Raw genomic sequence first — 26,212 nt, forward strand, 5'->3', positions numbered from 1 at the left:
AAATCCCGCGCGGCAACTTAGCGCCGGTCCTAGGAGCGGTCGTACGCGGCGGCGAGCAGCTGCACGGCCTCGGCGAAGCTGGCGCCCTGGGCTTTCGCGGCATCGGCGAACCCGGCAGCCACAGCGGAGAGCGAGCTCCAGGCTTCGTCCCGTGCGCACATCACAGTGCCGTTTCGGCCCCGGGTGACCACAACGCCGGCGGCCTCGAGTTCCTTGTAGGCGCGGGCCACGGTATGGGGTGCGACCCCCAGCTCGCCGGCAAGGCTGCGGACGGCAGGGAGCTTGGTCCCGGGCGCCAGCGCGCCGTTGTCGGCCCGTTCAATAATGTTGAGCCGGAGCTGATCAAACAACGGGACCGTGCTGCCGGGGTTGGGCCGCCAGGCACCGGGAAACGGGACCGTCGATGCGTCCGTGGGGGTCACTGTCCGGGCTCCCGGCCGGAGGTGGCCTGTTCGCGGCGGGCGAACTGTGCCTTATACAGTTTCAGGTACATCCCACCCCTGGAGATGAGTTGGCGGTGGGTTCCTTGTTCAACGATCCGTCCTTGATCCATGACCAGAATTAGATCAGCGTCGCGCACGGTGGACAAGCGGTGGGCAATCACGAAGCTGGTGCGTCCCTGCCTGAGGCCGCGCATCGCCCGGCGGATCTGGACTTCGGTGCGGCTATCCACCGAGCTGGTCGCCTCGTCCAGGACCAGGATGCTGCGCCCGGCGAGTTGCGCACGGGCAATCGAAATCAGCTGGCGCTGTCCGCGGCTGAGCGAGTCTCCGTCGTTGCCGAGCATCGTGTCGTACCCCTCAGGCAGCGCCCGGACGAACTGGTCAACATGGCTGGCCTGAGCAGCGGCAATCACTGCGGCATCGCCCGCGCCGGGGCGGCCGTATTCGATGTTCTCCCGGATGCTGCCGGTGAAGAGCCAGGAGTCCTGCAACACGGTCCCGAACCTGGCCCGCAGTTCGTCGCGTGTCAGTTCCGCGATATCCGTGCCGTCGACAGTAATCCGGCCCGAATCGAGTTCGTTGAAGCGCATAAGCAGGTTCACAACAGTGGTCTTGCCGGCTCCGGTATGGCCAACAATTGCCACGGTCTGGCCGGGTTCCACGGTAAAACTCAGATCCTGGACCACCGGTGAACCGGGCCGGTAACCGAACGTCACACGCTCAAACGTGACCCGGCCCGCGGCATGGGGCGGCGCAATTCCGGCCCCGTGCCGGCCCGGGTCCGGGTCCGGCGGGATCTCCGGTGCATCCAGGAGGTCAAAGACCCGCCCGGCCGAGACCAGGCAGGACTGCAGCAGGGTCAGCATGCCGCCAATCTGCCCCATCGGTTGGCTGAAGAGCCTGCTGAATTGGATGAAGGCCTGAAGGCCGCCAATCGTCATGGCCCCGGACAGCACCTGAAGCGCCCCGACGACGGCGACGGCGATGTAGTTGAGGTTGGAAACCAGGACCATCAGCGGCTGAACGACGCCGGACACGTACTGGGCGCGTGCGCCCGCGCGGCACAATCGGTCGTTGGCGTCCCTGAAACTGGACGCAGCTGCCTCCTGCCGGCCGAAGGCCTTGATCACCTCATGTCCGGTGAATAGCTCCTCGAGTTGTGCGTGCAGCTCCCCGGTGCTGCCCCATTGCTCAGTGAAATGGCCCTGTGACTTCCGGGCCACCAGGACGGTGATGAGGGTCGACACCGGGACGGACACCAGCGCGATCACTGCCAGCACCGGGGAGATCCACAGCATCATGCCCAGCGCCCCGGAGAGCATCAACAGCGACATAATGAGCTGGTTGAGCAGCTGGTTGAGCGCCTGGGCAATGTTGTCGACGTCGTTGGTGGCTCGGCTCAGAACGTCGCCACGGTGCTGCTCGTCGAAGTGGCCCGACGGCAGGACGTGCAGTTTGACCTCCACCGACGCACGCAGCCCGCTGCTGAGTCGCTGCGCGGCAACGGCCGTCAGGGTGCCCTGGATCCAACTGAAGGCCGAGGCCCCCAGATACATCAGCGAGACCTCCGCCAGCAGGGCAGCCAGCTGATCCTGGTCGAAGGTTCCGCCGGTGACGCCAGCAACAACGACGTCGGTGGCGTCGCCGAGGACTTTGGGCGCCAGCACGTTGAGCACCACAAATGCGCAGGTGGCAGCGAGGACGCCTGCCATCAGCAACCTCGACGGGCGCAGCAGCCCGAGTAGCCGCCCTGCCGTGCGCCAGCGAAGCCGGCCGGCGCCCGGGGTCGTTCCGGGAGGCGCTGACGGGAGGGCAGCGCGCCGGCCGTCCGGTTGTGTGTCCAGCACGGGTTGCTCTGTGGTCCCGCCGGCGGCGGGAGTGCCGGTCCCGGCGTCGGGGGGCGGCTCCGGCTTCACGGGGTCTCCTCAAGCACCAGCTGGGAGGCTGCGATCTCCTGGTAGCTGGGCGAGGACTCCATCAGCTGCTGATGTGTTCCCTGTGCCACGAGCCGGCCGTCCTCGAGGACAAGGATCAGCCCTGCGTCCTCGATCGTGGCAACACGTTCGGCCACGATCAGGACAGTGGCCGAATGCAGCAGCGGCGCCATCGCCTGTCGGAGCCGGGTGTCCGTACCGTAGTCCAACGCCGAGAAACTGTCATCAAACACGTACACCGCCGAACGCCGGAGCAGAGCCCGGGCGATGCAAAGCCGCTGCCGCTGGCCGCCGGAAAAATTCGTTCCGCCCTCCGTCACCGGTGCCTGCAGCCCCTGCGGCAGCCGCCGGACAAAAGCACCGGCCTGCGCATTCCCCAGTACCTGCCAGAGTTCCTCGTCCGTGGCTGCCGGCGCGGCCATTCTCAGGTTCTCGGCAAGCGTCCCGGAGAACAGGTAGGAGTGCTGGGGAACGAAGGCTATCAGGCTGCGCAGCGTCGCCAGGGACAGCCCGCGGACTTCGGATCCGCCGATGCTGATCGTCCCGGCGGTGGCATCCAGGAACCTTGGCAGCAGGTTCAGCAGGGTGCTCTTACCGCTGCCGGTGGCGCCGATGACCGCCGTGACGGTTCCGGGAAGGGCTGTGAAGCTGACACCGTCAAGGACGGGGACCTCAGCCCCCGGGTATGCGAAGGAGACGTTTCGGAACTCCACGGTGTTGCCCACCGGCGCGGCTCCCGCCGGGCCGTCCGTGATCGCTGGCACCGTGTCGAGGACAGCCTGGATTCGTTCGGCGCAGGCAGCCGCGCGGGGAGCAGTCATCACAACGTACATCGCCATCATGATCGCGATCAGGATCTGCAGGATGTAGGCGATGAAGGCCGTCACGGCTCCCAGCCGCATTTCGCCGGACTGGATGCGGTGCCCGCCGAACCAAACCACACCAACGGAGGAGAGATTCACCACGAGCATTATCAGCGGCATCATCCCGGCGACCAGCAACGCGGAGCTCAGGTTGTTCCGGGTCAACTCCTTGTTTGCCCCTTCGAAGCGCCGGATCTCATGCGCCTGCCTGACGAATCCGCGGATAACGCTGGCGCCGATGATCTGCTCGCGCAGCACCCGGCCGATCCGGTCGATGAGCTCCTGGCCCTGCCGGTAGAGCGGAACGAGGCGGCGCACGATCAGGACCATAATGACCACAAGCACCGGAATCACCGCGACGACGATGCCGGAGAGTGCAATGTCCTGGTGGACGGCGAGCACCATGCCGCCGATGAAAATGGCCGGTGCCGCGATCAGCATCGTGAACACAAGAACCATGAGGTTTTGCACCTGTGCGACGTCGTTTGTGGCCCGGGTCACGAGGCTGGCGGCCCCGAACTCGCCGATTTCCTGCGAGGACAGGGATTGTACTTTTACAAACAGCTCTTCCCGCAGTTTCCGGCCAAGTTCCATAGCCGTGACAGCGCCCAGGTAGCCGGCGCCGATGGCAGCTACCACCTGGACGCCGGCAATCGCCGCCATCCAGGACCCTAACCGCAGGATCTCCGGGACATTTCCGCGGACGATTCCGTTGTCGATAATGGCGGCGTTCAGGGTAGGAAGGAGGAGGCTGGCAGTCGTCTGCACGAGCTGCAGGGCCACAATTGCCAAGACGGAACCTTTATGGGCTCCCAGAATGCGTCGTGTCAGGCCAATAAGCACCGAACCTCCATCGCTAGCTCGGGGCGCCGATCGGGATATTTCAAGGCAGCTGCCCCCTGGCCGCCCCGCCATTGTAACCACGCTCACACTGTGCTCGAGTGTAACCCGGTGCCCGGCTGCCCGATGGGCCGCCCGCCAGGGCCGGTCATCCCGGGGTGCGGGCCACAGCGAAAATCCGGCGAAACCCGAACACTGTGCCGTGCGGGCCGGCAGGATAGGCCCGGGCCAGCAGTGCGGAGTAGTCGGCTTCGAAAGCACGGGCATCGGCGGCGGACAGTGCGGCCAGGACGGGCCGCAGCCCGGTCCCGCGCACCCATTCGAGCACCGGGTCCGGGCCGGGAAGGAGCTGCAGGTAAGTGGTCTCCCACACGTCCGCCGCACAGCCGGCGTCGAGCATGATGTTCAGGTATTCTTCCGGGCGGCCCACTGCGTCCGCGTGGCGCAGCACACCGGCGAGCCGGCCCGACCATGTCACCGATTCCGCCAGGCCGCGCATCAGCGTGTGCGAAGGCGAGCGGAAATTCCCGGGCACCTGCAGCGCGAACCAGGCGCCGGGCTTGAGCGCGGCGAGCCAGCGGGCCAGCAGGTCCCGGTGGTCCGGAACCCATTGCAGCGCGGCGTTGGTCACCACCACGTCGGTGTCATCGGAAGGCATCCAGCCGGCAATGTCCGCGTGGCTGAAAGAGAGATTCGGCAGCGGCTCCGCAGCGGAATCGGACCGGGCCAGCATCTCCGCAGAGGAGTCCAGGCCGGTCACCTGCGCCATAGGCCAGCGCCGGGCGAGGGCGGCGGTCAGGGCCCCGGAGCCGCAGCCGAGGTCAACGACGTTCCGGGGTGCATCCGCATGGATCCGGGCAGTCAGGTCAAAGTACGGCCGGTCACGGTACTCCCCGAACTTCGCGTACTTGGCGGGATCCCATTTCACTGCGTTCCTCCAGACACCGGCAACGACGCGCCGTGCGAAGCCTAACCCCGGCCCGGGCAGCAGCCCAAGAGGTGTCCGGCCCGGCTGCGCGGCGCCGGACACTAAGCTGGGAGGCAATGAAACTCGTTGATCAGCTCCCCGCCCCGGCCGCCCGGGTCCCAGGCCGGACCGGCCTTGACCCGGACGAGCTTTACACCCGCTTTGTCGAGTGGACCGAAACCCGCGGGCTGGCCCTGTACACCGCTCAGGACGAAGCCGTGATGGAGCTTGCCTCCGGCGCCAACGTGATCCTGGCAACCCCCACCGGATCCGGAAAGTCCCTCGTCGCGATCGCGGTTCACTTCCAGGCCATGGCCCGCGGCCAGCGCAGCTACTACACGGCCCCGATCAAGGCCTTGGTCTCGGAGAAGTTCTTCGCACTGTGCGATATTTTCGGCGCCGAGAATGTCGGTATGATCACCGGCGACTCCGGCGTTAACCAGGACGCCCCCATTATTTGCTGCACGGCGGAGATCCTGGCCAACATCGCCCTCCGCGAAGGGGCCGACGCCGAGCTCGGCGCCGTGATCATGGACGAGTTCCACTTTTACTCCGACCCGCAGCGCGGCTGGGCCTGGCAAGTCCCGCTGCTGGAACTCCCCCAGGCGCAGTTCCTGTTGATGTCCGCCACGCTTGGCGACGTTAGCCGCTTCGAAGCCGGAATCACCGCGCTGACCGGACGCCCGACGACGACCGTCAGCTCGGTGGAGCGGCCCATCCCGCTGCACTATTACTACGAGCAGACACCTGTACACGAGACGCTCGAAGAACTCCTTGCCACTAAGCAGGTGCCCGTATATGTGGTGCACTTCAGCCAGGTGGAGGCGATCGACCGGGCCCAGAACCTGATGAGCGTCAACGTCTGCAGCCGCGAGGAAAAGGACAAAATCGCCGAGCTGATCGCCGGCTTCCGCTTTGCCGCCGGCTTCGGCAAGACCCTCAACCGGCTGGTCCGGCACGGGATCGGCGTCCATCACGCCGGTATGCTGCCCAAGTACCGCCGGCTGGTGGAGCAGCTCGCGCAGGCCGGGCTGCTTAAGGTCATCTGCGGCACCGACACGCTCGGCGTTGGCATCAACGTCCCCATCCGCACCGTGCTGCTGACCGCGCTGAGCAAGTACGACGGCGTCCGAACCCGGCTGCTGAATTCCCGGGAATTCCACCAGATCGCCGGCCGCGCCGGGCGGGCCGGTTACGACACGGCGGGGACCGTGGTGGTCCAGGCGCCCGAGCATGTCACGGAGAACGTCAAGGCCATGGCCAAAGCCACGGCCAAGTTCGGGGACGATCAAAAGAAGCTCCGGCAGGTGGTTAAGAAGAAGCCGCCGGAAGGCTTTGTCTCCTGGGGCGAACCGACTTACAAGCGCCTGGTGGAATCCGTCCCGGATCCGCTGACATCCAGTTTCTCCGTGACCCATTCGATGTTGATGAACCTGATGGAGCGGCCGGGCGACCCGTTCCAGGCCGCCCGCCGGCTGCTCACCGAGAACCACGAGACCCGGTCCTCCCAGCTGCAGCTGATGAAAAGGGCGCTTGGGATCTACCGGGAGCTCCTGGCTGCAGGAGTGGTGGAACGGATCCCGGTTCAGGAGCAGGGACCCGATGGCCGCACCGTCCGGCTGACCGTCCACCTGCAGGCCAACTTCGCGCTGAACCAGCCGCTGTCCCCGTTCGCCCTCGCGGCACTGGAGCTGCTGGATCCGGAGTCGCCGTCGTACGCCCTGGACGTGGTGTCAGTCATTGAGTCGACGCTGGAGAAACCCCGGCAAATCCTCTCAGCGCAACTGAAGAAAGCGCGCGGCGAGGCCGTCGCGGCGATGAAGGCCGACGGAATCGACTACGACCAGCGCATGGCGATGCTCGACGAAGTCAGTTACCCGCAGCCGCTCGGGGAGCTGCTCGGGGAGGCGTTCGACGTTTACCGCCGGGCCGCCCCGTGGATCGGCGACTTTGAACTGGCGCCCAAATCGATCGTCCGGGACATGTACCAGCGGGCCATGAACTTTGGCGAGTTTGTCCAGTTCTACGGGCTGGCCCGCTCGGAGGGAATTGTGCTGCGCTACCTGGCCGACGGATTCAAGGCGTTGCGCCAGACGGTCCCCCAGGACGCCCTCCGCGAGGACCTCGAGGACTTCATCGCGTGGCTCGGCGAGCTGGTCCGGCAGGTTGATTCCAGCCTGCTCGACGAGTGGGAGGAGCTCACCTCCGGCAAGGCGCCAACACCTCACGATGCTCCGCCGCCACCGCCGCCGTCGCTGACCTCCAACGTGCGGGCCTTCCGGGTAATGGTCCGCAACGAGATGTTCCGCCGGGTGGAGCTCTTCGCAGATGAGGACGCTACCGCCCTGGCCGGGCTCGATTCCGGCTCCGGTTGGGACCTCGAACGCTGGGAGGACGCGCTGGACGACTACTTCGACGAACATAACGATATCGGCACCGGCCCGGATGCCCGCGGTCCCGGCCTGCTAATGATCACCGAAGAGCCCGCGCTGTGGAAGGTCCGGCAAATCTTCGAGGATCCAGCCGGCAATCATGACTGGGGCATCTCAGCCGAGGTTGACCTTGCCGCCTCGGATGAGACCGGCACCGCCGTCGTGCGCGTGACGGACGTCAACCGGCTCTAAGCGGCCCTAGTAAACTCGAATAATGAGTCTAATCCGGCCCGCGACGGCAAACGATGTCCCCGCAATCCTGCAGATGATCCATGACCTGGCTCTCTACGAGAAGGAGCCGGACGCCGTCCGGAACACCCCGGAGATGCTGGGCGAGGCCTTGTTTGGCGAGAACCCGCGGGTGTTCGCCGCCATGGCTGAGAACGAGACCGGTGAGGTGCGGGGGTTCGCCCTCTGGTTCCTGAATTACTCCACGTGGGAGGGTGTCCACGGCATCTATCTCGAGGACCTGTATGTGCGCCCGGAGGCACGCGGCGAAGGCCACGGCAAGGCGCTCCTGCGGCACCTGGCTGAGACCGCCGTCGCACGCGGCTACGCCCGCGTCGAATGGAGCGTCCTCGACTGGAACGAGCCCTCGATCAATTTCTACAAAAAACTCGGCGCACACCCGATGGAGGAATGGTCCACGTTCCGGCTCACCGGTGAAGCGCTGGAGGCCTTTGCCGGCGCCAGCAAGGCCCGGGCCCGTGGCTGACCGGTCGGTTGCTGGCCGGCCTGTTGCTGGACGGCCTGCGGCCGACCTGCCCATGACCGGTTCCGGTGCCGCGGACCTGCTGGCGGCCGCACGGCCGACTGTCCCGCACACCATCAAGTCGCGGCACGCCTACCGCGGGATGCGCACGGCGGAGCACTACTTCGAAGTGCCGCTGGACCACTTCGGCGCTGGCGGCCCGGCCGGCGAGACCATCACCGTCTTCGCCCGCGAGTACGTCTCCGCGGACCACAGCGAGGAAGCCGCCGCCCAGCTCCCGTGGCTGCTGTACCTGCAGGGCGGGCCGGGCGGGCGCGGAAACCGGCTTCCCGCGCTGGGCGGCTGGAGCAAGGCCGCCGCCAGGGACTTCCGGATCCTGATGCTTGACCAGCGCGGCACCGGGCTGTCCTCCGCGATAGACCGTAAGACACTTCCACTGCGCGGCAGCGACGCCGATCAGGCGCACTACCTCAGCTATTTCCGCGCTGACTCGATCGTCGCCGACGCCGAGTCCATCCGGCTTGCCCTGGGGTCGGGACCGTGGACGATCTACGGTCAGAGCTACGGTGGCTTCTGCGCCCTCAGCTATCTTTCCTTCGCTCCGGAGGGCCTGCGGGAGGCCCTGATTACGGGCGGCCTGGCCCCGCTCTCCGGACCCGCGGACCGGGTGTACCAAAAAACCTTCGGGCGGGTGGCGGCCCGCAACGCCGAGTATTTCGGCAGGTATCCGGAGGACCGGGCAGCGGTCAGCCGGATTGCCCGGCACCTTCGTGAGACGGCGGAGTTGCTGCCCGACGGCGAACGCCTGACCGTGGAACGTTTCCAGATGGTCGGGTCATTTTTGGGCGGAAACACCAGGGTGGACGCCCTGCATCACCTGCTGGAGGACGCTTTCGTCGGCACACCCGCCGGCGAGCGGCTTTCGGATGCCTTCCTGGAGCAGGTCCGCGGGCTGGCGTCCCGGTCCGCCAACCCGCTGTACGCGCTGATGCACGAATCAATTTATGGCCAGGGTGAGTCCACCGACTGGGCCGCCTGGCGTGTCCTGCAGGACTTCCCGGAGTTCTCCCCGGAGGCCCCCGAGCCGTTGCTGACCGGTGAAATGGTCTACCCCTGGTACTTCGAGCAGGATCCCGCACTACGGCCGCTGCGGAACATTGCCCGGCTGCTCGCCGAAAAGGACGACTGGCCACGGCTCTATGATGCCGAACGGCTCGCTCTGAACAGCGTGCCAGTGGCGGCCGCCGTCTACACGGACGATATCTATGTTGACCGTGGGCTTTCGCTGGAGACCGCGGCTGCTGTCCGCGGACTGCAGGTTTGGGAGTCCGCGGACTTCCACCACGACGGTATTGCGGACGACGGCGAGGGTATCTTCGGCCGACTCCTGGGCCTGACCCGCTCCGTCAGGCCCTAACCCGGCGGTTCGCTGCACCGCAGGGTTAGGGCGCCGTCAGGCGGCGCGCACGCATGGCGGCGAGGGAGCCGACGGTGAACACCACCGCGGCGACGGCGGCCGCCGCCAGGTTGAGGCCCCGGTAGCCAACTCCACTCATCAGCAGCCCGGAGAAGCCGGCCCCGACAGCGCCGGCGACCCCCATCATCGTGTCCGAGACACCCTGGACGAGGACGCGGTCACCGGCGTGGACGCTTTCGGCCAGCAGGGTTGAACCCGCGATCGTGGCAGCGGACCAGCCCAATCCGAGCAGGATCAGGCCCACGGCGACCAGCGCCGGTTCGGCCTGGCCGAAGCCGGCCACGAGGACCGAGAGCAGGATCAGGCCGTGCCCCAGCAAAATGACCGGCAGCCGGCCCGTTTTGTCCGTCAGCCAGCCCATGACCGGTGAGAGTGCGTACATTCCGGCGATGTGCAGCGAAATGGTGAAGCCGATCAGGACCAGGACATCGGTGCTGGCGGCGTGCGCATGGCCGGCCGGCATGCCGGTGAGCGGTCCCTCGGTCAGCAGTTGCAGGTGCAGCGGCGTCATCGACATCACGGCGGCCATGCAGCCGTGCGCGGAAATAATCGCCAGCAGCGCAAAGCGTGCCCGCGGCGAGGCCCGGATGGCATCCAGGCCGTGCCGGAGGCTGTTCCGACGCCGGGCGGCGGCGGTGGGCGTCGGCTGACTTTCGGACCGCAGCCTGGCAGCCAGCAGCAGCGGGTCCGGCCGCAGGCCAATGAGCAGCAGCAGCGCGGCCAGGGCCAGTCCCGCCGTCGAAAATACAAAGGGGCCCGCCAGTTCCGGCAAGCCGAGCGCACTGCCTACCAGGGCGCCGGGACGGATCAGGTTGGGTCCGGCCACGGCGCCGATTGTGACAGCCCACACGACGATCGCCAGGGCTCGGCCGCGGCGTTCCGGAGCGGCGAGGTCGACGGCGGCGAAGCGGGCCTGCAGGTTGGCTGCCGTGCCCAGTCCAAGCAGGGCCGCTGCCAGCAGCAGCACGGGAAAGCTTCCCGTCACAGTGGAAACGATGACCAGCAGGGCTCCGGCCATGGCAGCGAGCAGGCCCGTAACCAGCGAGCCGCGCCGGCCGCGCCGGCCGGCCAGGCCTGCCAGCGGCAGCGCGGCCGCCGCCGCGCCGAGGGTCATGGTGGTGGTGACAGCTCCGGCCCACGCGTTCGAGCCCGAGAGCTGGACGGCCAGGAGGGACCCGACGGACAGGCTGGCGCCGCTGCCCACGCCGCTGAGCAGCTGAGCCGTGCTCAGGACCCAGACGGTTCGGCGCTGGACCCGCTGCGGGTCCAGGACCGAACCGTGCGCCGGGCTGGAGTCGATGGTTTTCACGGTCCGAGCTTAGCCGAACCGTGGAAGCTACTCGGCGTCGATCAGGCTCTTGCGGGAGTCTTCCTCGAGCCGGGGGTCCACCTTCGATGTTGTGGTGCCGGAGCTGACCAGGCTGGCAATGACGGCCACGATGATGGTGCCGATGATTACCGCGAGCGAGAGGAAAGTCGGGATCTCGGGAGCCCATTCGATGTGCCGGCCGCCGTTGACAAACGGGAGTTCGTTCACATGCATCGCGTGCAGGACCAGCTTCACACCAATGAACGCGAGAATCACGGAAAGGGCGTGCTTCAGGTAGACGAGGCGGGTCATCAGGCCGCCGAGCAGGAAGTACAGCTGACGCAGGCCCATCAGGGCGAAGATGTTGGCGGTGAAGACGATGAACGGGCTTTGCGTCAGGCCAAATATGGCGGGGATGGAGTCCACCGCGAACAGCAGATCCGTCAGGCCGATGGTCACAAAGACGACCAGCATGGGGGTGAAGACCCTTTTGCCGTCCACCATGGTGCGGAGTTTGCCGCCGTCGAACGTCTGGGACATCGGCAGGACAGTGCGGATCCGGGCGATGAGCGGGTTTTCCCGGTCTTCCTCGTCACCGCCGTCGTCCTGGAGCTGCTTCCACGCGGTCCAAAGCAGGAAGGCGCCGAAGAGGTAGAAGATCCAGCTGAACTGTTCGATCACTAGTGCGCCGAGCAGGATGAAGATGCCGCGCAGGACCAGCGCGATGATGATGCCCACCATCAGGACTTCCTGCTGGTACTTACGGGGTACCGAAAAGCGGGCCATGATGATGATAAAGACGAACAGGTTGTCGATGCTGAGGCTGTACTCCGTGACCCAGCCGGCAATGAACTGCCCGCCGTACTCGGGACCGGTGAAGGCAAACATCGCTGCGGCAAAAACGAGCGCCAGCCCGATGTAGAAGGTGACCCAGAGGCCTGCTTCCTTCATGGAGGGCTCATGCGGCCGCTTGAGGACGAGAAGCAGATCGACGGCGAGGATGGTGCCGAGGACAACGAAGGAGCCGATCTCAAACCAGAGGGGAAGTTCAGGCACGAAGATACCTTTCGCAGGGTACAACTAAACGGTGCAAGTCTCTCCGGCCAAGCTCTCGCACCCGGGCCATTGCCTCCAGGTACCACTTGCAGCCCGCTACGCCCGGCAGGGCGTCTGTGCCATGCGTGTTGACGATCGTAGCGCTTGGGATACTCCCCTACGTTCGTCCTACCCTACCTTAGGCGTGCCCGGCGGACTGCATCTGGCGCAGTTCCTTCTTCAGCTCCCCTACCTCGTCACGAAGCCGGGCGGCAAGCTCGAAGTGCAGCTCCCCGGCGGCGGCATGCATTTGTTCGGTGAGCTGCTCGATCAGGCCCACCAGATCCTCGGCCGGTGCCGCGGCCAGGCCGTCCGCCCGGACCTTTGCCGAGCCCTTGCCCTTGCCGCGCGACTTGCCGGCCGCGGCGAGGAGTTCGCGGGTGTCGGCGTCCTCCTTGGCGATCTGGTCCGTGATGTCGGCGATCTTCTTCCGCAGCGGCTGCGGGTCGACGCCGTTAGCGGTGTTGTACGCCACTTGGATCTCGCGCCGCCGGTTGGTCTCGTCAATGGCCTTCGCCATGGAGTCGGTGATCCGGTCCGCGTACATGTGGACCTCGCCGGAGACGTTGCGGGCGGCCCGGCCGATGGTCTGGATCAGCGACGTTGCCGACCGCAGGAAGCCTTCCTTGTCCGCATCCAGGATACTCACCAGCGACACCTCGGGCAGGTCCAGGCCCTCCCGGAGCAAGTTGATGCCGACCAGGACGTCGAAGACTCCCATCCGAAGTTCCCGCAGCAGCTCGACGCGGCGCAGGGTGTCAACGTCCGAGTGCAGGTATTCGACCTTGACGCCGTGACCGAGCAGATAATCGGTAAGGTCCTCCGCCATCCGTTTGGTCAGTGTGGTGACCAGGATGCGCTCATCCTTCGCGGTGCGGGTCTTGATCTCACCGAGCAGGTCATCGATTTGGCCCTTTGTCGGCTTGACGATCACCTCGGGGTCGATGAGGCCGGTGGGCCGGATGATTTGCTGGACGTAGCCGTCGGCTTTGCCGAGCTCGTACTTGCCCGGCGTGGCGGAGAGGTAGACGGTCTGCCCAACGCGGTCCTGGAATTCGTCCCATTTCAACGGCCGGTTATCCATCGCGGAGGGCAGCCGGAAGCCGTGGTCTACGAGGTTCCGCTTCCGGGACATGTCGCCCTCGTACATCGCGCCGATCTGCGGCACTGTAACGTGCGACTCGTCGATGACCAGGAGGAAGTCGTCCGGGAAGTAATCGATGAGGCAGTGCGGCGCCGTTCCGCGGGCGCGGCCGTCGATGTGGCTGGAGTAGTTCTCGATGCCGTTGCAGAAGCCCATCTGCTGCATCATTTCCAGGTCGTAGGTGGTGCGCATCCTGAGTCGCTGCGCTTCCACAAGTTTGTTCTGGCTTTCCAGGACCTGGAGCCGTCCGGCGAGCTCGTCTTCTATCCGCTTGATCGCCCGGCCCATACGTTCCGGACCGGCGACATAGTGCGATGCCGGGAAGACGTACATTTCGGTCTCATCACGGATGATTTCTCCGGTGAGCGGGTGCAGGGTATAGATGTTCTCGATCTCGTCGCCGAAGAACTCGATCCGGATCGCAAGCTCCTCGTACATCGGGATGATTTCTACGGTGTCGCCACGGACCCGGAACGTGCCTCGGTGGAAGTCCATGTCGTTGCGGGCATACTGCATGGAAACGAATTTCCGCAGCAGGTCATCGCGGTTCATCTCGGCGCCCTTGCTCAGTGTCACCATGCCGGCGATGTATTCCTCCGGGGTGCCGAGGCCATAGATGCAGGACACGGTGGCGACCACGATCACGTCCCGGCGGGTCAGCAGCGCATTGGTGGCGGAGTGCCGGAGCCGTTCGACTTCCTCGTTGACGGACGAGTCCTTTTCGATGAAGGTGTCCGTCTGCGCCACGTAGGCTTCCGGCTGGTAGTAGTCGTAGTAGGAGACGAAGTATTCGACGGCGTTGTTGGGCAGCAGCTCGCGGAATTCGTTGACGAGCTGCGCTGCGAGGGTCTTGTTTTGCACCATCACCAGGGTGGGCCGCTGCACCTGCTCGATCAGCCACGCCGTCGTCGCGCTCTTGCCGGTACCCGTGGCGCCGAGCAGCACCACGTCCTTCTCGCCGTTTTTGATGCGCTCGGTCAGTTCCCCGATGGCGGCCGGCTGGTCGCCTGCCGGCTGGAATTCGCTGATGACCTCGAAAGGCGCCACGACACGGTTGATCTGCTGGGCAAGACTCATGTTCCTAATGTACCGCCGGGCCCCGACGCTCCGCCCTGATTCAGCTTTGGGCGGTACGTTCCGGTCCGGCTTCGGGCCCCGGCTACAAGGGAGGCTGCCAGCCGGTGCGCCGCGCCCACGCTTCCATTTGCGCCGGGGCGTGCCCGGCCATCCCGTCCTCCGTGTCCGAGGCGTAGCCAGCGGTGCTCCGATCTGCGCCGTGCAACCTGCCGGCCCGGCGCTTCTCGGCAAGGTATTCCTCCCGGGCAGCCGGGTCATCGCGCAGCCAGTCCCGGAAGCAGAGCGCGAACCGCCAGCCCGGCGAGCCCACGGCCCGGACGTGGAGGTTGACCGCCCGTCCGGGGTCCGCGTTGGCGTGCAGGCGCTCCGGCCAGCTTGCCGGGTCCGGGGGCGGGGGTTGGGGGTTGCCGGAAACCGCACCGGGCGGCGCCGGGAAACCCGCTTCGGCGAGCAGCAGCGAGATCCGGTCCGCGGCGGCCATGTCCTCGACGCCGAGCTGGAGGTCCAGCACGTCGTTCGCGCCGAGGCCGGACACGGCAGTGGAACCAACATGGTGCAGGGCCAGGATGTCCTCCCCCGCAGCCGTCCGCAGGCGCGCCATAAGCCGCGCGGCTTGCACCGGCCACTCGGGGTTGGCGTGCGCCGGCAGCGGGGCGCCGGTCCGGGGTGCCGGGCGGTGCCTGCCCAGGTTCTCCGCGAATGGTGACAGCCGGAATTTCCAGAGCCGGTCCACCGCGTCCCGAAGTTCCTGCTTGGAACCGGAGTTGTCCAGGACGACGTCGGCTGCTGCCAGCCGGGCCTGCCTGCCCGCCTGCGCAGCTATCCTGGCGCGGGCGTCAGCGGGGCTCATCCGCCGGTGTTGCACCATCCGCTGCAGCCGGGCCTCATCGGGGGCGTCAACCACCACCACCAGGTGGAAATTGGAACCCTGGCCAGTCTCAACGAGGAGCGGGATGTCCTGGACCACCACGGCGCCCACAGGGGCGGCGGCGGACAGTGCGGCAGCCCGCTCCCGCACCAGCGGATGGATGATGTTGTTTAATACGGCAAGGCGGTCCGGGTTGCCGAACACGAGGGCGCCGAGCTTGGCCCGGTCCAGGCCGCCGTCGGGCGTCAAAACCGACTTGCTGAAGGCCTCCACCACCTTGGCGAGTCCGGGTGTGCCGGGCTCGACGACCTCCCGGGCCAGGGCGTCTGCGTCGATCACTACGGCGCCCAGTTCGCGCAGGCGCGAGGAGGCCACTGACTTGCCTGCGGCGATGCCGCCCGTCAACCCGATTTTCAGCACTCCACCAGACTAAACTGATCCGGTGGCTGAAGATGCGGTTTTCCCGGAGAGCAGGGCCACCGTGTACACCTCGCTGGCGGCGGACCGGGAGTTCCGCCACGAGACTGAGGTTAAACGCTCCCGCTTCATTACGGTGCTGCATCGGACCGCAGACGAGGATGGGGCCCGTTCGGTCCTTGCCGCCCTGCGCAAAGAATTCCACGACGCGCGGCACCACTGTTCCGCGTTTGTGCTCGGTCCGGACCGGGATGTCCAACGCTCAAACGACGACGGCGAACCGTCGGGAACCGCGGGCAACCCGATGCTTGATGCGCTGCTCAAACGCGAAACCGCTCCGGGCGCGACGGATCTCAGTGATGTAACAGCTGTGGTGGTCCGGTACTTTGGCGGGATCCTGCTGGGGGCAGGCGGATTGGTCAGAGCCTACTCGGAAGCCGTGACCGCTGCCTTGGACCGGGCGCCCCTCGTGCAGCGCCGCCGGCTGCGGATCTGCAGGGTGGCCGTTCCGCACACGTCCGCCGGGCGGCTGGAAAACGAGCTCCGCGCCGCGGGTTACGTCATGGCAGAATCCAGTTACGCGGCGGAAGCTACTATCCTTCGGCTTGCCCTGCCGGATGATCCGCCTGGTCTGGCCCGGGCGGCCGAGCGGCTGGCCGCGCTGTCTGCCGGAACGGCCGAATTAGTGCCCGGAGAAACGGAGTGGATCGATGTCCCCCACGGCTGAGCCTTCCCGTCCCGCCGTGTTGCTCGTTGATGTCTCAGGGGCGGTCCTCGAGCAGCTCCTGTCAGTGGCGATCCAGGACGCGGATGCGGACGACGTGACCCCACCCTTGGGCAGCGCCGCCGGCTGGAATTCGGAACGGATCAGCTGGTTCCGCGAATACCACCGAGCGGCCGCCGGACTCGACGGGCCAGGCCAGCAGCAAAGCTGGGCGGTCAGTTCCGGCGGTGAACTGGCGGGCGCGGTCCGGCTGCGGCGGACCGGAGCCGGTGCGCTGGAAACGGGTATCTGGCTGGCGCGCAGCTTCCGCGGCCGCGGAATCGCACGCGAAGCGCTTCGTCTCGTGATTGGCCGGGCCGCCGCGACCGGGGCATCGGTGCTGGAAGCCGAGACAACGGCAGGGAACACCGCGGCGCTGGCCCTCCTGAGGTCAGCCGGTGCCGAGCTCGAGGAAGGCGAAGCCGCCACCGGTGCAACGGTTCCGGTCAAGGCCAGGATCGCGTTGCGCTGACTCCCCCACCCTGAGCATGCCCGCCGTTCACCACCCCCCGGTGGACATGCCCACTGTTCAGCACCCCCCCGATGCTGAGCATGCCCCCTGTTAGCCCAAGCCCTTGGACATAATCCTGATGTTCCCATCGCCCGGGTCCGCGGCTGGACATGGTCCACCCGGATTCAGGCGAGAGCCGCCGCAATTTCCCAAATGTGGCCGCCGGGGTCGCGAAAGCTTGCCGTGCGGATACCCCACGGCCGGTTCACCGGTCCATTCAGGAGTTCGACGCCGCGCCCGGTCAAATCCGCGCACAAGGCATCAACGTCGTCCACCTCGAGGGTGAATTGCATCCTGGCGCCGACCTCGGCAGAAGCCACCTTGGCAGGGCCGATGAGCTCCGGTGCCTCGGAAGAGTTCAACAAATTGATCAGGGTGTTCTCGAACCTAAACACAGCCGAGGCCTCGTCTTCATACGCCACCGGCAGACCAAACACTTCCCGGTAGAAGCGTTTTGCCACGGGCAGATCCTCGACGAATAAGGTGATGGCTCCGATTGCCCCTGGCCAAGTCCGGTTGTCAGCTGGCTCGGTTGCCTGGAAATTTCCTGCAGTTCCACCCATAGTGGCCGCCCCCTTGTGTTCCGTTGACCTAACCCGGACAGCATCGACGCTAAGCAGCTGCAAAGTCAACCATTCCGCCCGCCACCAACGGCATGGCCTGGCTCGGTCTGCGACGGACATGTCCACCGGGCCCGGCGGGATACCTCCGGACATGCCCCGCCCTCGGGACCAGGCCTGAGCATAATACTGTTATGTCCAGTGGCCGCAGCCACCACCGGGCATGTCCCCACGGGGAGCAGCCAGGGCCGGCCCGAAAACCTGGCACTTGTAAAACAACATAAAAGTGGCCGCCCCCGGAGGGGCGGCCACTTCTATGGCGCTAATTTAGGCTACAAACTGCCAGGGCCCGGAGATTGGATCCCCGGGAACCACGGGCAATTAGTTGCCGGTCAGCTTCTCGCGCAGTGCTGCCAGAGCCTCATCGGAAGCAAGCGTGCCGCCACCGGTGTTGGACTCGGCTGCAGCCGGCTCGGAGGAGTAGCTGGTGGTGCCGGAGTCGCTCTCGCCGGACGTTGCAGCTGCAGCGTCGTCGGCAGCGTGCTGGGCAACCTGCTTCTTGTGGGCTTCCCAGCGGGTCTGGGCGTCAGCGTACTGCTGCTCCCAGGCGGCGCGCTGCGTCTCGTAGCCTTCAAGCCACTCGTTGGACTCCGGATCGAAGCCCTCCGGGTACTTGTAGTTGCCTTCTTCGTCGTACTCTGCGGCCATGCCGTAAAGAGCCGGATCGAATTCGGTGGACTCGGCGTCGACGCCCTCGTTGGCCTGCTTGAGGGAGAGCGAGATGCGGCGGCGTTCGAGGTCGATGTCGATGACCTTGACGAACAGCTCGTCACCAACGGAGACAACCTGCTCGGCCAGCTCAACGTGGCGCACTGCGAGCTCGGAGATGTGGACCAAGCCTTCGATGCCGTCTTCAACGCGAACGAACGCACCGAACGGAACCAGCTTGGTGACCTTACCCGGCACAACCTGCCCGAGGGCGTGGGTGCGGGCGAAGGTCTGCCACGGATCTTCCTGCGTAGCCTTGAGCGAGAGGGAAACACGCTCGCGGTCCAGGTCGACCTCGAGAACCTCCACGGTTACTTCCTGGCCCACCTCGACAACCTCGGACGGGTGGTCGATGTGCTTCCAGGACAGCTCGGAAACGTGAACGAGGCCGTCCACGCCGCCCAGGTCCACGAATGCACCGAAGTTGACGATGGAGGAAACGACGCCGGGACGGACCTGGCCCTTTTCCAGCTTGTTGAGGAACGTGGAGCGGACCTCGGACTGGGTCTGCTCGAGCCATGCACGGCGGGACAGCACAACGTTGTTGCGGTTCTTGTCCAGCTCGATGATTTTGGCTTCGATCTTCTGGCCGATGTACGGAGCAAGGTCGCGCACACGGCGCATCTCGACGAGGGATGCCGGCAGGAAGCCGCGCAGGCCGATGTCGAGGATAAGACCACCCTTGACAACCTCGATGACGGTGCCGGTGACGACGCCGTCCTCTTCCTTGACCTTCTCGATGTCGCCCCAGGCGCGCTCGTACTGAGCACGCTTCTTGGAGAGGATCAGGCGGCCTTCTTTGTCTTCCTTGGTGAGCACCAGGGCTTCGACGAGATCGCCAACGGAGACGACGTCTCCGGGATCAACATCGTGCTTGATGGACAGCTCGCGGGAGGGAATGACACCTTCGGTCTTGTAACCGATGTCGAGCAGAACTTCGTCGCGGTCGACCTTCACGACGGTACCTTCGACGAGGTCCCCGTCGTTGAAGTACTTGATGGTGGCGTCGACAGCTGCGAGGAAGTCCTCAGCGGTACCGATGTCGTTAATTGCGACTACGGGTGTACCGGGCTTCTCGGTGGAGGTGATGGTCATGTAGTAGGGGCTCCGTTGTGGATAGTTAGTCGGTCAGGCCAACCGCTGCGCCCACGTCGGCGACACGGGAGCAGGCACGGCATTTTGCCGGGTCATCCTGATTTGTGGATTGAAGATGCGGGCACGTAGTACACGCCCGTTTAGTCTAGTCGTATACGGGAACGCCGGTCAAAGTGCAACGGCTCGGGGCCAATTCGCCTAAAAGTGCGTCAGGCAGTGCGGTGCACGGTCGACGGCGAACATCAGCCGTGCGGTCAGTGCGGCCCCGGAAACGTGCTCCAGGATCCGCCCGGCAGCCGCCAGCGTCACCGGGCAGACTGCGCCGAGAAAGACGGACCCGAGTTCCGCGACGTCGAGGCTCAGGTCCGGTTCGGTGCCGTCCGGGGCGGACTCCACGCGGGCTTCACCGTCAGTCACAGTCAGCGTGTACGTGCCCGCCGCGAAGCCCAGGGTGTCGGTGACGTGCAGGACCAGGCTGCCGTCGGTCGAGTAGCGTCGTGCGCCGAGGGCTTTGGCCGTGTCCAGGATCCGGAGCCAAAGCATGTCTGCGTTCTCGGCGGACTCGATGCAACGCGGGTCCTCAAGGGCCCACGTCAGCGGATCGTCCACGGGGGCTTCGGCCCACGCAACACGCTGAATGAGGTCGATGCTGCCGAGGAACTGCCACAGCTCGAGGTAGCCGGACGTGGTGGCAGCGACGAGGTCAACGACTTCCATGGTGGCTGGCGTGGTGTCCCAGCCGGAGAATTTGTAGGCGACATAACCGTCCACAGCACCGTCGGCGTCGTAGTGCAGGGCACAGCGGATCGATTCGTCCTCCGCCCCGTCCCGGCCTAGTGTCCCCGAGCTGCGCTGCCGGTAGGCGTCCTGCCGATCGATAGACCCGGGCGTGACCCGGTGGACGCGTTCGAACACGCCCTGGGCCAGCTCCAGCAGGACTTTCCGGTCGGCGACTTCCACCGAGCCGCTCGCACTGTGCCGCAGCCGGAAGCGCGGGCCGGTGTCCACCTTCACGCTGCGCTCGAACGTCGCGACGCCGAAGCCGAACCGCCCGTAGATGGAAGCCTCGGACGCCGTCAGGGCAGCAATGGCCAGGCCGTCGGCTTTCGACGCCGCCAGGTCCTCGGTCATCATCCGGCGCAGGAGTCCCTGCCGGCGGTGGGTTCCCCGGACGGTTACGGCGGTGATCAGCTGCGCTTCGAGCTGCCGGCCGTAACCGACATTGAGGTTTTTGCGCAGGGTCCCGCAGGTGGCCACGGGGATGTCGGCAGCCAGGGAATGCGCGGCCACTGTGCCGCACTGGTAGACCCCCGTCAGCTCGCGGTTGTCGGCGCGGTACATGGCCATGACCTTGTCCACGAACTCGTCCTTGTGGCGCTCGTCGTAAAAGCCGACGCCGACGCCGCGCAGCCAGGAGACGCCCAGCGCGTAGTCCGGTTCGCCCTTTTGGGCCGCCCGGAACCTCCTGATCTCGTACTTTTCAGTCATGTGCTTTCCCCCTGGGTATCCTGCAAAATCCACAATTCACGCAGGCATCAATGCCCCGCCTCGTACCAGCTCGAACCGACGCCGATCTGGACTTCCAGCGGAACGGTCAACCTGGCAGCCGCCCCCATCTGCTCGGTCACGAGCTTTTCCACGGTGTCCCGCTCTCCGGCCGCGACTTCCAAAACCAGTTCGTCATGGACCTGCAGCAGCATCCGCGACTTCAGTCCCTGTTCGGCCAGCGCACCGGAGACCCCGAGCATCGCACGCTTGATGATGTCCGCTGCCGATCCCTGGATCGGAGAGTTCAGCGCAATGCGCTCAGCGTTCTCGCGCAGCTGGCGGTCGGTGCTCGTGAGGTCCGGAAGATACCGGCGTCGGCCCTCGATGGTGGCGGTGTACCCGTCGATTCTGGCCTGCTCCACGACGCCGCGGAGATAGTCGCGGACGGCGCCGAACCGGTCGAAGTAGTCCTTCATCAGCGTCCTCGCCTCATCGACGGAAACCTCGAGCTGCTTGGAGAGCCCGAAGGAGGTTAGTCCGTAGGCAAGGCCATAGGACATGGCCTTGACCTTGGAACGCATCGCACTGGTCACCTGGTCTGTGGGTACATGGAAGATGTTGGAACCTACGAACCGATGCAGGTCTTCGCCGTCCTTGTAGGCCTGAATCAGGCCCGCATCCCCCGAGAGGTGCGCCATGATGCGCATTTCGATCTGCGAGTAGTCGGCCGAGAGCAGGCAGTCGTAGCCATCGCTGACCACAAAGATGCTGCGCACACGGCGGCCCTCCTCGCTGCGGATGGGGATGTTCTGCAGGTTGGGGTTGTTGGACGAGATCCGGCCGGTGGCTGCGACGTTTTGCGCGTAACTGGTGTGGATCCGGCCGTCGTCGGTGACGGACTTCTTCAGCGACTCCAGCATCTGACGCAGCTTCGAGGACTCGCGGTGCGCCATTAGCTGGACGAGGAATTCGTGCCCGGTCTTTTCCAGCAGGTTCTTGAGCGACGCGGCGTCGGTGGTGTACCCGGACTTGATCTTTTTGGTTTTCGGCAGTCCCAGCTCCTCAAACAGGACCGTCTGGAGCTGCTTCGGCGACCCCAGGTTTACTTCGTGGCCAATCGCGGCGAACGCAAGCTCCTGGGCGTTGTCGATGACCTTGGCCAGATCCGCCAACTGCTCGTCCATACGCGCCATGTCGATGGCAATTCCGGCGAGTTCCATGTCGGCAAGGACCCGGCTGACGGGCAGCTCGAGGGTGGTCAGCAGGTCCTGGGCTCCGCGTTCCTGCAGCTCCGTTTCGAAGTAGCGGCTCAGTGCCTGGACGACGGCGGCCACCTGGACGAGCGCGCCGGCGGCGGCAGTATCGCCGTCGAACGCCAACTCAAGCTGGCCGGCCTTGGCCGCCTCGGTCGCGACGCCGATGTTCAGGTGGTGCTGGGCGAGTTCGGCGAGCTCATAGCTGCGGCGGTCAGGCTGAATGAGGTACCCGGAAATTGCGGTGTCGTCCACCACGCCGTCCAGGCCCAGGCCACGGTTGGAGAGAGCTTTGAGTGCCGCCTTGTAGCCATGCATGACCTTGGGCGCGGCCGCGTCCCTGAGCCAGCCGGCCAGGACGTTCTCGGCGGCGGCGTCCTGGCCGGCGAGGTCGATGTAGGCAGCCCCGTCCGCACGGACGATGGCCAGGGCAGCGGCATCCTCGCCGATCCGGCCCGGCACGAGGTCGACGGCGACAGCTGAACGCTTGCCGGCCCCCGAGTCGAGGAAAGCAGCCAGCTCGGCAGCGTTCGAAGGGACCACGAAGTCCGGAGTGTCGAGGCGCTCGCGCTCCGGCTCAGCGACCTCACTGCCGTACAGGGCGAAGAGCCGGGTACGGATGGTCTTGAATTCGAGGGTATCGAACAACTCCTCGATGGCAGCCTGGTCCGGCCGCGGTTCCGAAAGTTCTTCCAGCGTCACCGGGAGCTCCAGATCGGTGTGGAGCCTGTTCAGCCTCCGGTTGCGCTTGACGTCCTCAACGTTTTCGCGGAGGGAATCCCCCACCTTCCCGCCGATGGAGTCGATGTTCGCCAGAACCCCCTCCAGGCCGCCGTAAAGGTTAATCCACTTCGCTGCCGTCTTGGGGCCGACGCCGGGAACGCCGGGAAGGTTGTCCGCGGACTCTCCCACCAGCGCGGCGAGGTCCGAATACTGGGCTGGCGTGACGAAATACTTCTCCTGGATGGCCACGGCATCCAGGCGGGGAATGTCACTGACACCCTTTTTCGGGTACAGCACAAAGACGTTGTCAGTGATCAGCTGGAAGGCATCCCGGTCCCCCGAAACCAGGAGCACCTCGAAACCGGCCTTGTCTCCCATCGTGGCGAGGGTGGCCAGGATATCGTCAGCTTCGTAGCCGGGCATCTTGATGGTCTTGATGCCCCAAGCTCCCATGACCTTGTCGATGAGGTCGATCTGGCCGCTCATCTCGCGGGGGGTTTCGTTGCGTCCGCCCTTGTAGTCGCTGTATTCGGCCTTGCGATGGGTGGTGTCATCGGAGACGTCGAAGGCGACGGCAACGTGGGTGGGCTTCTGCTCCTTGATGAGGTTGATCAGCATGGACGTAAAGCCGTGTACGGCGTTTGTGTGCTGTCCCGTGGCGGTGGAGAATTTGTCAGCCGGCAGCGCGAAGAACGCACGAAATGCCATGGAGTGGCCGTCGAGGACCATCAGCCGGGGCTGACCGGTGATCGGAACCACGGGCGCCGCAGTGGCGGAAACCGGTTCCGCGGCCCGGCTGGAGGGCACGGGCCTGGCCGCAATCGCTGATTCGGTCTCCGTTGCCGGAAGGGTATCCGCGGCAGAGGGGGCAAGGGCCGGTTTGGTAGTTTCGCTCACAGGTGCCAGCCTAGTTCCCATGACGGACAATTTCACGCCGGGCCCGTACACGGCCGAGCTGGCGGCAGCCGGGATTCCCGAGGAAATGCACGATTGGCTGGGGCACTACGGTGTGGGCGCCCTGGTGGTGAAGATGGGCATCCATTTCGTGGAGATGAGTCCCGAGCGCACTGTTGGCACCATGCCGGTGGAAGGCAACACCCAGGTCGCCGGCATCCTGCACGGCGGTGCCCACGTGGTGCTTGCCGAGACGCTTGGTTCCTTTGCTGCCGGAATGCATGCCGGGCCGCAGCGGCAGGCGCTGGGAATCGACGTCAGCGCCACGCATCACCGGGCAATCACCGCGGGCACGGTGACCGGCACGTGCACTGCCATCCACCTTGGCCGCACCCTGACCACGCACGAGATCGTGATGACGGACGAGCAGGGCCGCAGGCTCTCGACCGCGCGCATCACCAACCTGATCCGCGACATCGCCGAGTAGCAGCCCCGCAGCCCGGCGCCTCGCCGCAGCGGTTCTATGCCTGGGCGCGCCCGAAACGGTAGCGCAGTTCCATGATGCCCCGGCCCATGGTGTGCGCGTAAAGCAGCTCCATCGGTGCCGTCGGCCCCGACATCGGCAGCACCGGCTTGCCGCTGCCGAGGACAACGGGAATTATCGAAATAATGATCTCGTCCAGCGCGCCGGCATCCGCGAATTGGGCTGCGAGTACGCCGCCCCCGACGATCCAGACATTCCGGTCTCCCGCTTCGGCCTCGAGATCAGCAACGAACTCGGCCACGGGACCGCGGACAAACGTCACGTTCGCACCGGGCGGGGCGGAGAGTTCGTGGCGTGTGAAGACCCAGCACGCCGTCGTTGGGTAGGGCCAGCGGCCGGGTTCGTTCTTCCTTAGCCAGGCGTAGGTCTCACCGCCCATCACGATGCAGCCCACCTCCGCCATAAAGGCTTCATAGCTTTCCTTGCCCCCGGCGAAGCCGTCGAACTGGAGCAGCCAGTCCAGTTCGTCGTCGGCGGTGGCGATGAATCCGTCCAGCGAGGACGCAACAAAATACTGGAATCCAGGCATGGCCCCAGCGTAGCCGGACCCGCCCCGGACGCCCACCTGCCGGTTATTTGCTGAAGTAGGGAATGATCAGGTACAACCCGAACAAGACGGCCAGCCCGCAAAGACCGAAGCAGACGTACGCGAGCGGCCGGACCCATGCCGGTTTCCGCTCATCGACGTCGCCGGCGATGGCCGTGAGGCGGACTCCCAAGGAGTAAAGGACCACAACGGTCAGCGCAGCGACTAGCGTTGCGCCGGCGACTTGAACCAGTTCCAGCCACTTCATCAGAGCTCGCCCTTCGGGTTGTTGTTGGTGCCGGCGGCGGCGCGTGCCTTTTTCTTGCGGAAGTGCACGGCCGTGCCGGCTTCCTCAACTTCTACGGCATTGTGGTGTCCGACCCGCGACTTGTTCGAGTGCACAAACATGTAGGTCACGGCCGCAGTGCCGGCCACGGCGGCAATCACCACGCCGCCGACGCCGGTATTCACCAGCAGTGCCGTGAGCGCCCCCATCAACCCCGCAGCCGGAAGGGTGAAGAGCCAACCCAGCGCAATCCGCCCAGCGGTGCCCCATCGTACGGTGGTCCCGCGCCGGCCCAAGCCTGAACCGATTACGGAGCCGGACGCTACCTGCGTGGTGGACAGTGCAAACCCCAGATGGGAGGAGGCCAGGATGGCGGAAGCCGTGCTGCTTTCGGCGGCAAAGCCCTGTGCCGGCTTGACGTCGGTAAGCCCGGATCCCATCGTGCGGATGATGCGCCAGCCACCGGAGTAGGTACCAAGCGCGATGGCGAGGGCGCAGGCGGCGATGACCCAGAGTTGAGGTCCGGAGCCCGGCTGCTGGCTGCCCGCAGCAATCAGCACCAGCGTGATGATGCCCATCGTCTTTTGTGCGTCGTTGGTCCCGTGGGCAAGGGCAACGAGGCTGGAGGTGAAAATCTGGCCGGTCCGGAATCCGCCGCGCTTCTGGGTGAGCTTGCTGCCGGTATCCGGATCGTGCCGGGAAGTCAGCGCATACGCAAGCTTGGTGCACAGGTACGCAACACCGCCGGCGATGATCGGCGCAAAGATGGCGGGCAGGATCACCTTCTGTGTCAGGGACGAGAAGTTAACCGAATGGATCCCGATCCCGGCGATGGCCGCACCGATCAGACCGCCAAATAATGCGTGCGAGGAACTCGACGGCAGGCCTTTGAGCCAGGTGATCATGTTCCAGAGGATGGCGCCCATCAGGCCGGCGAAGATGATCTCCGGTGTGATCTGGATGCCGTCGGCACCTTCCTTGATAATTCCGCCTGACACGGTCCTGGCCACTTCCGTGGACAGGAATGCTCCCACCAGGTTCAGGACCGCCGCGAGGGCGACCGCCGTTTTGGGTTTGATGGCGCCGGTGGCAATGGGGGTGGCCATCGCGTTGGCGGTGTCATGAAATCCGTTGGTGAAGTCAAAAAAAAGTGCCAGCGATATCACCAGCGCCACCATGATGGTGATTTGCACCTATTGCCCAATCTGCAGAGTAGTCGGTCA

General features: G+C 65.6%; 21 protein-coding genes. 6 read left to right on the forward strand and 15 right to left on the reverse strand.

Annotated features, from left to right (window positions below):
• Positions 1–29: 29 nt before the first annotated feature.
• The 4 genes from QMG72_RS03660 to QMG72_RS03675 form a co-directional block, all read right to left on the reverse strand.
• Positions 30–422 carry a GntR family transcriptional regulator gene (locus tag QMG72_RS03660; RefSeq protein ID WP_226774874.1) on the reverse strand — a complete coding sequence of 131 codons (393 nt, stop codon included), beginning with the start codon at positions 420–422 and terminating at the stop codon, positions 30–32.
• On the reverse strand, positions 419–2,155 hold the full coding sequence (locus QMG72_RS03665; RefSeq protein ID WP_283479741.1) for an ABC transporter ATP-binding protein: 1,737 nt from the start codon (positions 2,153–2,155) through the stop codon (positions 419–421). The genes QMG72_RS03660 and QMG72_RS03665 overlap by 4 nt, the downstream gene beginning before the upstream one ends.
• A gap of 200 nt (positions 2,156–2,355) precedes the next feature.
• Positions 2,356–4,083: an ABC transporter ATP-binding protein gene (locus QMG72_RS03670; protein WP_283479680.1), complete on the reverse strand. Its 1,728-nt coding sequence runs from the start codon at positions 4,081–4,083 to the stop codon at positions 2,356–2,358.
• A gap of 145 nt (positions 4,084–4,228) precedes the next feature.
• On the reverse strand, positions 4,229–5,008 hold the full coding sequence (locus tag QMG72_RS03675) for a trans-aconitate 2-methyltransferase (protein ID WP_282359947.1): 780 nt from the start codon (positions 5,006–5,008) through the stop codon (positions 4,229–4,231).
• 116 nt (positions 5,009–5,124) lie between these two features.
• Here QMG72_RS03675 and QMG72_RS03680 point away from each other — a divergent pair, with 116 nt between their 5' ends.
• The 3 genes from QMG72_RS03680 to QMG72_RS03690 are packed head-to-tail and all read left to right on the forward strand — an operon-like array spanning position 5,125 to position 9,608.
• Positions 5,125–7,671: a DEAD/DEAH box helicase gene (locus QMG72_RS03680; RefSeq protein ID WP_283479683.1), complete on the forward strand. Its 2,547-nt coding sequence runs from the start codon at positions 5,125–5,127 to the stop codon at positions 7,669–7,671.
• 22 nt (positions 7,672–7,693) lie between these two features.
• Positions 7,694–8,194 carry a GNAT family N-acetyltransferase gene (locus tag QMG72_RS03685; protein WP_226774870.1) on the forward strand — a complete coding sequence of 167 codons (501 nt, stop codon included), beginning with the start codon at positions 7,694–7,696 and terminating at the stop codon, positions 8,192–8,194.
• A 52-nt stretch (positions 8,195–8,246) separates the two neighbouring features.
• Positions 8,247–9,608, forward strand: coding sequence for an alpha/beta fold hydrolase (locus QMG72_RS03690; protein WP_283479686.1), 1,362 nt, complete (start codon positions 8,247–8,249; stop codon positions 9,606–9,608).
• 25 nt (positions 9,609–9,633) lie between these two features.
• Here the strand turns inward: QMG72_RS03690 and QMG72_RS03695 are convergent, their stop codons facing one another.
• From QMG72_RS03695 to coaE, 4 genes are all read right to left on the reverse strand, one after another.
• Positions 9,634–10,968 carry an MFS transporter gene (locus QMG72_RS03695; RefSeq protein ID WP_226773382.1) on the reverse strand — a complete coding sequence of 445 codons (1,335 nt, stop codon included), beginning with the start codon at positions 10,966–10,968 and terminating at the stop codon, positions 9,634–9,636.
• A gap of 36 nt (positions 10,969–11,004) precedes the next feature.
• Complete coding sequence (locus QMG72_RS03700) at positions 11,005–12,033, reverse strand: TerC family protein (protein ID WP_226773377.1); 1,029 nt, start codon at positions 12,031–12,033, stop codon at positions 11,005–11,007.
• 178 nt (positions 12,034–12,211) lie between these two features.
• A complete protein-coding gene (uvrB, locus tag QMG72_RS03705) occupies positions 12,212–14,293 on the reverse strand; it encodes an excinuclease ABC subunit UvrB (protein ID WP_282359950.1) in 2,082 nt (693 codons plus the stop codon).
• Positions 14,294–14,375: 82 nt separating this feature from the next.
• Positions 14,376–15,581, reverse strand: coding sequence for a dephospho-CoA kinase (gene coaE / locus QMG72_RS03710; RefSeq protein WP_282359951.1), 1,206 nt, complete (start codon positions 15,579–15,581; stop codon positions 14,376–14,378).
• Positions 15,582–15,603: 22 nt separating this feature from the next.
• Here coaE and QMG72_RS03715 point away from each other — a divergent pair, with 22 nt between their 5' ends.
• Together QMG72_RS03715 and QMG72_RS03720 are read left to right on the forward strand one after the other, a co-directional pair.
• The gene (locus tag QMG72_RS03715; RefSeq protein WP_282359952.1) at positions 15,604–16,305 is read left to right on the forward strand and encodes an IMPACT family protein; all 702 of its coding nucleotides are present in this window, start codon (positions 15,604–15,606) and stop codon (positions 16,303–16,305) included.
• Positions 16,289–16,813 carry a GNAT family N-acetyltransferase gene (locus tag QMG72_RS03720; protein ID WP_282359953.1) on the forward strand — a complete coding sequence of 175 codons (525 nt, stop codon included), beginning with the start codon at positions 16,289–16,291 and terminating at the stop codon, positions 16,811–16,813. The genes QMG72_RS03715 and QMG72_RS03720 overlap by 17 nt, the downstream gene beginning before the upstream one ends.
• A gap of 164 nt (positions 16,814–16,977) precedes the next feature.
• On the opposite strand, the gene QMG72_RS03725 is transcribed toward QMG72_RS03720, so the two are convergent.
• The 4 genes from QMG72_RS03725 to polA all read right to left on the reverse strand — a co-directional run bounded on the left by QMG72_RS03725 (position 16,978) and on the right by polA (position 23,447).
• Positions 16,978–17,568, reverse strand: coding sequence for a VOC family protein (locus QMG72_RS03725; protein ID WP_348774845.1), 591 nt, complete (start codon positions 17,566–17,568; stop codon positions 16,978–16,980).
• A 225-nt stretch (positions 17,569–17,793) separates the two neighbouring features.
• The gene (gene rpsA, locus QMG72_RS03730) at positions 17,794–19,275 is read right to left on the reverse strand and encodes a 30S ribosomal protein S1 (RefSeq protein ID WP_024367487.1); all 1,482 of its coding nucleotides are present in this window, start codon (positions 19,273–19,275) and stop codon (positions 17,794–17,796) included.
• Between the two features lie 198 nt (positions 19,276–19,473).
• Positions 19,474–20,763, reverse strand: coding sequence for a GNAT family N-acetyltransferase (locus tag QMG72_RS03735; RefSeq protein ID WP_283479690.1), 1,290 nt, complete (start codon positions 20,761–20,763; stop codon positions 19,474–19,476).
• A gap of 47 nt (positions 20,764–20,810) precedes the next feature.
• The gene (gene polA, locus QMG72_RS03740) at positions 20,811–23,447 is read right to left on the reverse strand and encodes a DNA polymerase I (protein WP_502934644.1); all 2,637 of its coding nucleotides are present in this window, start codon (positions 23,445–23,447) and stop codon (positions 20,811–20,813) included.
• A gap of 208 nt (positions 23,448–23,655) precedes the next feature.
• Here polA and QMG72_RS03745 point away from each other — a divergent pair, with 208 nt between their 5' ends.
• Positions 23,656–24,120, forward strand: coding sequence for a hotdog fold thioesterase (locus QMG72_RS03745; RefSeq protein WP_226773150.1), 465 nt, complete (start codon positions 23,656–23,658; stop codon positions 24,118–24,120).
• 34 nt (positions 24,121–24,154) lie between these two features.
• Here the strand turns inward: QMG72_RS03745 and QMG72_RS03750 are convergent, their stop codons facing one another.
• From QMG72_RS03750 to QMG72_RS03760, 3 genes are read right to left on the reverse strand one after another with little or no spacing between them, the layout of a single operon-like run.
• Positions 24,155–24,706 (reverse strand): dihydrofolate reductase family protein, encoded by a 552-nt coding sequence (locus QMG72_RS03750; RefSeq protein WP_282359955.1) that lies wholly within the window; start codon positions 24,704–24,706, stop codon positions 24,155–24,157.
• A 43-nt stretch (positions 24,707–24,749) separates the two neighbouring features.
• Entirely contained in the window at positions 24,750–24,971 is a 222-nt protein-coding gene (locus tag QMG72_RS03755) for a hypothetical protein (protein WP_226773152.1), read from the reverse strand.
• The gene (locus tag QMG72_RS03760) at positions 24,971–26,182 is read right to left on the reverse strand and encodes an inorganic phosphate transporter (RefSeq protein ID WP_282359956.1); all 1,212 of its coding nucleotides are present in this window, start codon (positions 26,180–26,182) and stop codon (positions 24,971–24,973) included. Before QMG72_RS03760 ends, QMG72_RS03755 begins: the two co-directional genes overlap by 1 nt.
• Positions 26,183–26,212 lie beyond the last annotated feature (30 nt).

Source organism: Pseudarthrobacter sp. PH31-O2 (genome assembly GCF_030063265.1).
In the GTDB taxonomy this organism is placed as follows: Bacteria; Actinomycetota; Actinomycetes; order Actinomycetales; family Micrococcaceae; genus Arthrobacter.

What these genes read in the sequence shown, in the direction of transcription:
- QMG72_RS03665 (WP_283479741.1), bottom strand. Translation starts at nt 2,155, where the DNA reads ATGGCAGGCGTCCTCGCTGCCACCTGCGCATTTGTGGTGCTCAACGTG.
- QMG72_RS03680 (WP_283479683.1), top strand. Translation starts at nt 5,125, where the DNA reads ATGAAACTCGTTGATCAGCTCCCCGCCCCGGCCGCCCGGGTCCCAGGC.
- QMG72_RS03685 (WP_226774870.1), top strand. Translation starts at nt 7,694, where the DNA reads ATGAGTCTAATCCGGCCCGCGACGGCAAACGATGTCCCCGCAATCCTG.
- QMG72_RS03690 (WP_283479686.1), top strand. Translation starts at nt 8,247, where the DNA reads ATGACCGGTTCCGGTGCCGCGGACCTGCTGGCGGCCGCACGGCCGACT.
- uvrB (WP_282359950.1), bottom strand. Translation starts at nt 14,293, where the DNA reads ATGAGTCTTGCCCAGCAGATCAACCGTGTCGTGGCGCCTTTCGAGGTC.
- QMG72_RS03720 (WP_282359953.1), top strand. Translation starts at nt 16,289, where the DNA reads ATGTCCCCCACGGCTGAGCCTTCCCGTCCCGCCGTGTTGCTCGTTGAT.
- QMG72_RS03725 (WP_348774845.1), bottom strand. Translation starts at nt 17,568, where the DNA reads ATGTCCGGAGGTATCCCGCCGGGCCCGGTGGACATGTCCGTCGCAGAC.
- rpsA (WP_024367487.1), bottom strand. Translation starts at nt 19,275, where the DNA reads ATGACCATCACCTCCACCGAGAAGCCCGGTACACCCGTAGTCGCAATT.
- QMG72_RS03735 (WP_283479690.1), bottom strand. Translation starts at nt 20,763, where the DNA reads ATGACTGAAAAGTACGAGATCAGGAGGTTCCGGGCGGCCCAAAAGGGC.
- polA (WP_502934644.1), bottom strand. Translation starts at nt 23,447, where the DNA reads ATGGCATTTCGTGCGTTCTTCGCGCTGCCGGCTGACAAATTCTCCACC.
- QMG72_RS03745 (WP_226773150.1), top strand. Translation starts at nt 23,656, where the DNA reads ATGACGGACAATTTCACGCCGGGCCCGTACACGGCCGAGCTGGCGGCA.
- QMG72_RS03750 (WP_282359955.1), bottom strand. Translation starts at nt 24,706, where the DNA reads ATGCCTGGATTCCAGTATTTTGTTGCGTCCTCGCTGGACGGATTCATC.
- QMG72_RS03755 (WP_226773152.1), bottom strand. Translation starts at nt 24,971, where the DNA reads ATGAAGTGGCTGGAACTGGTTCAAGTCGCCGGCGCAACGCTAGTCGCT.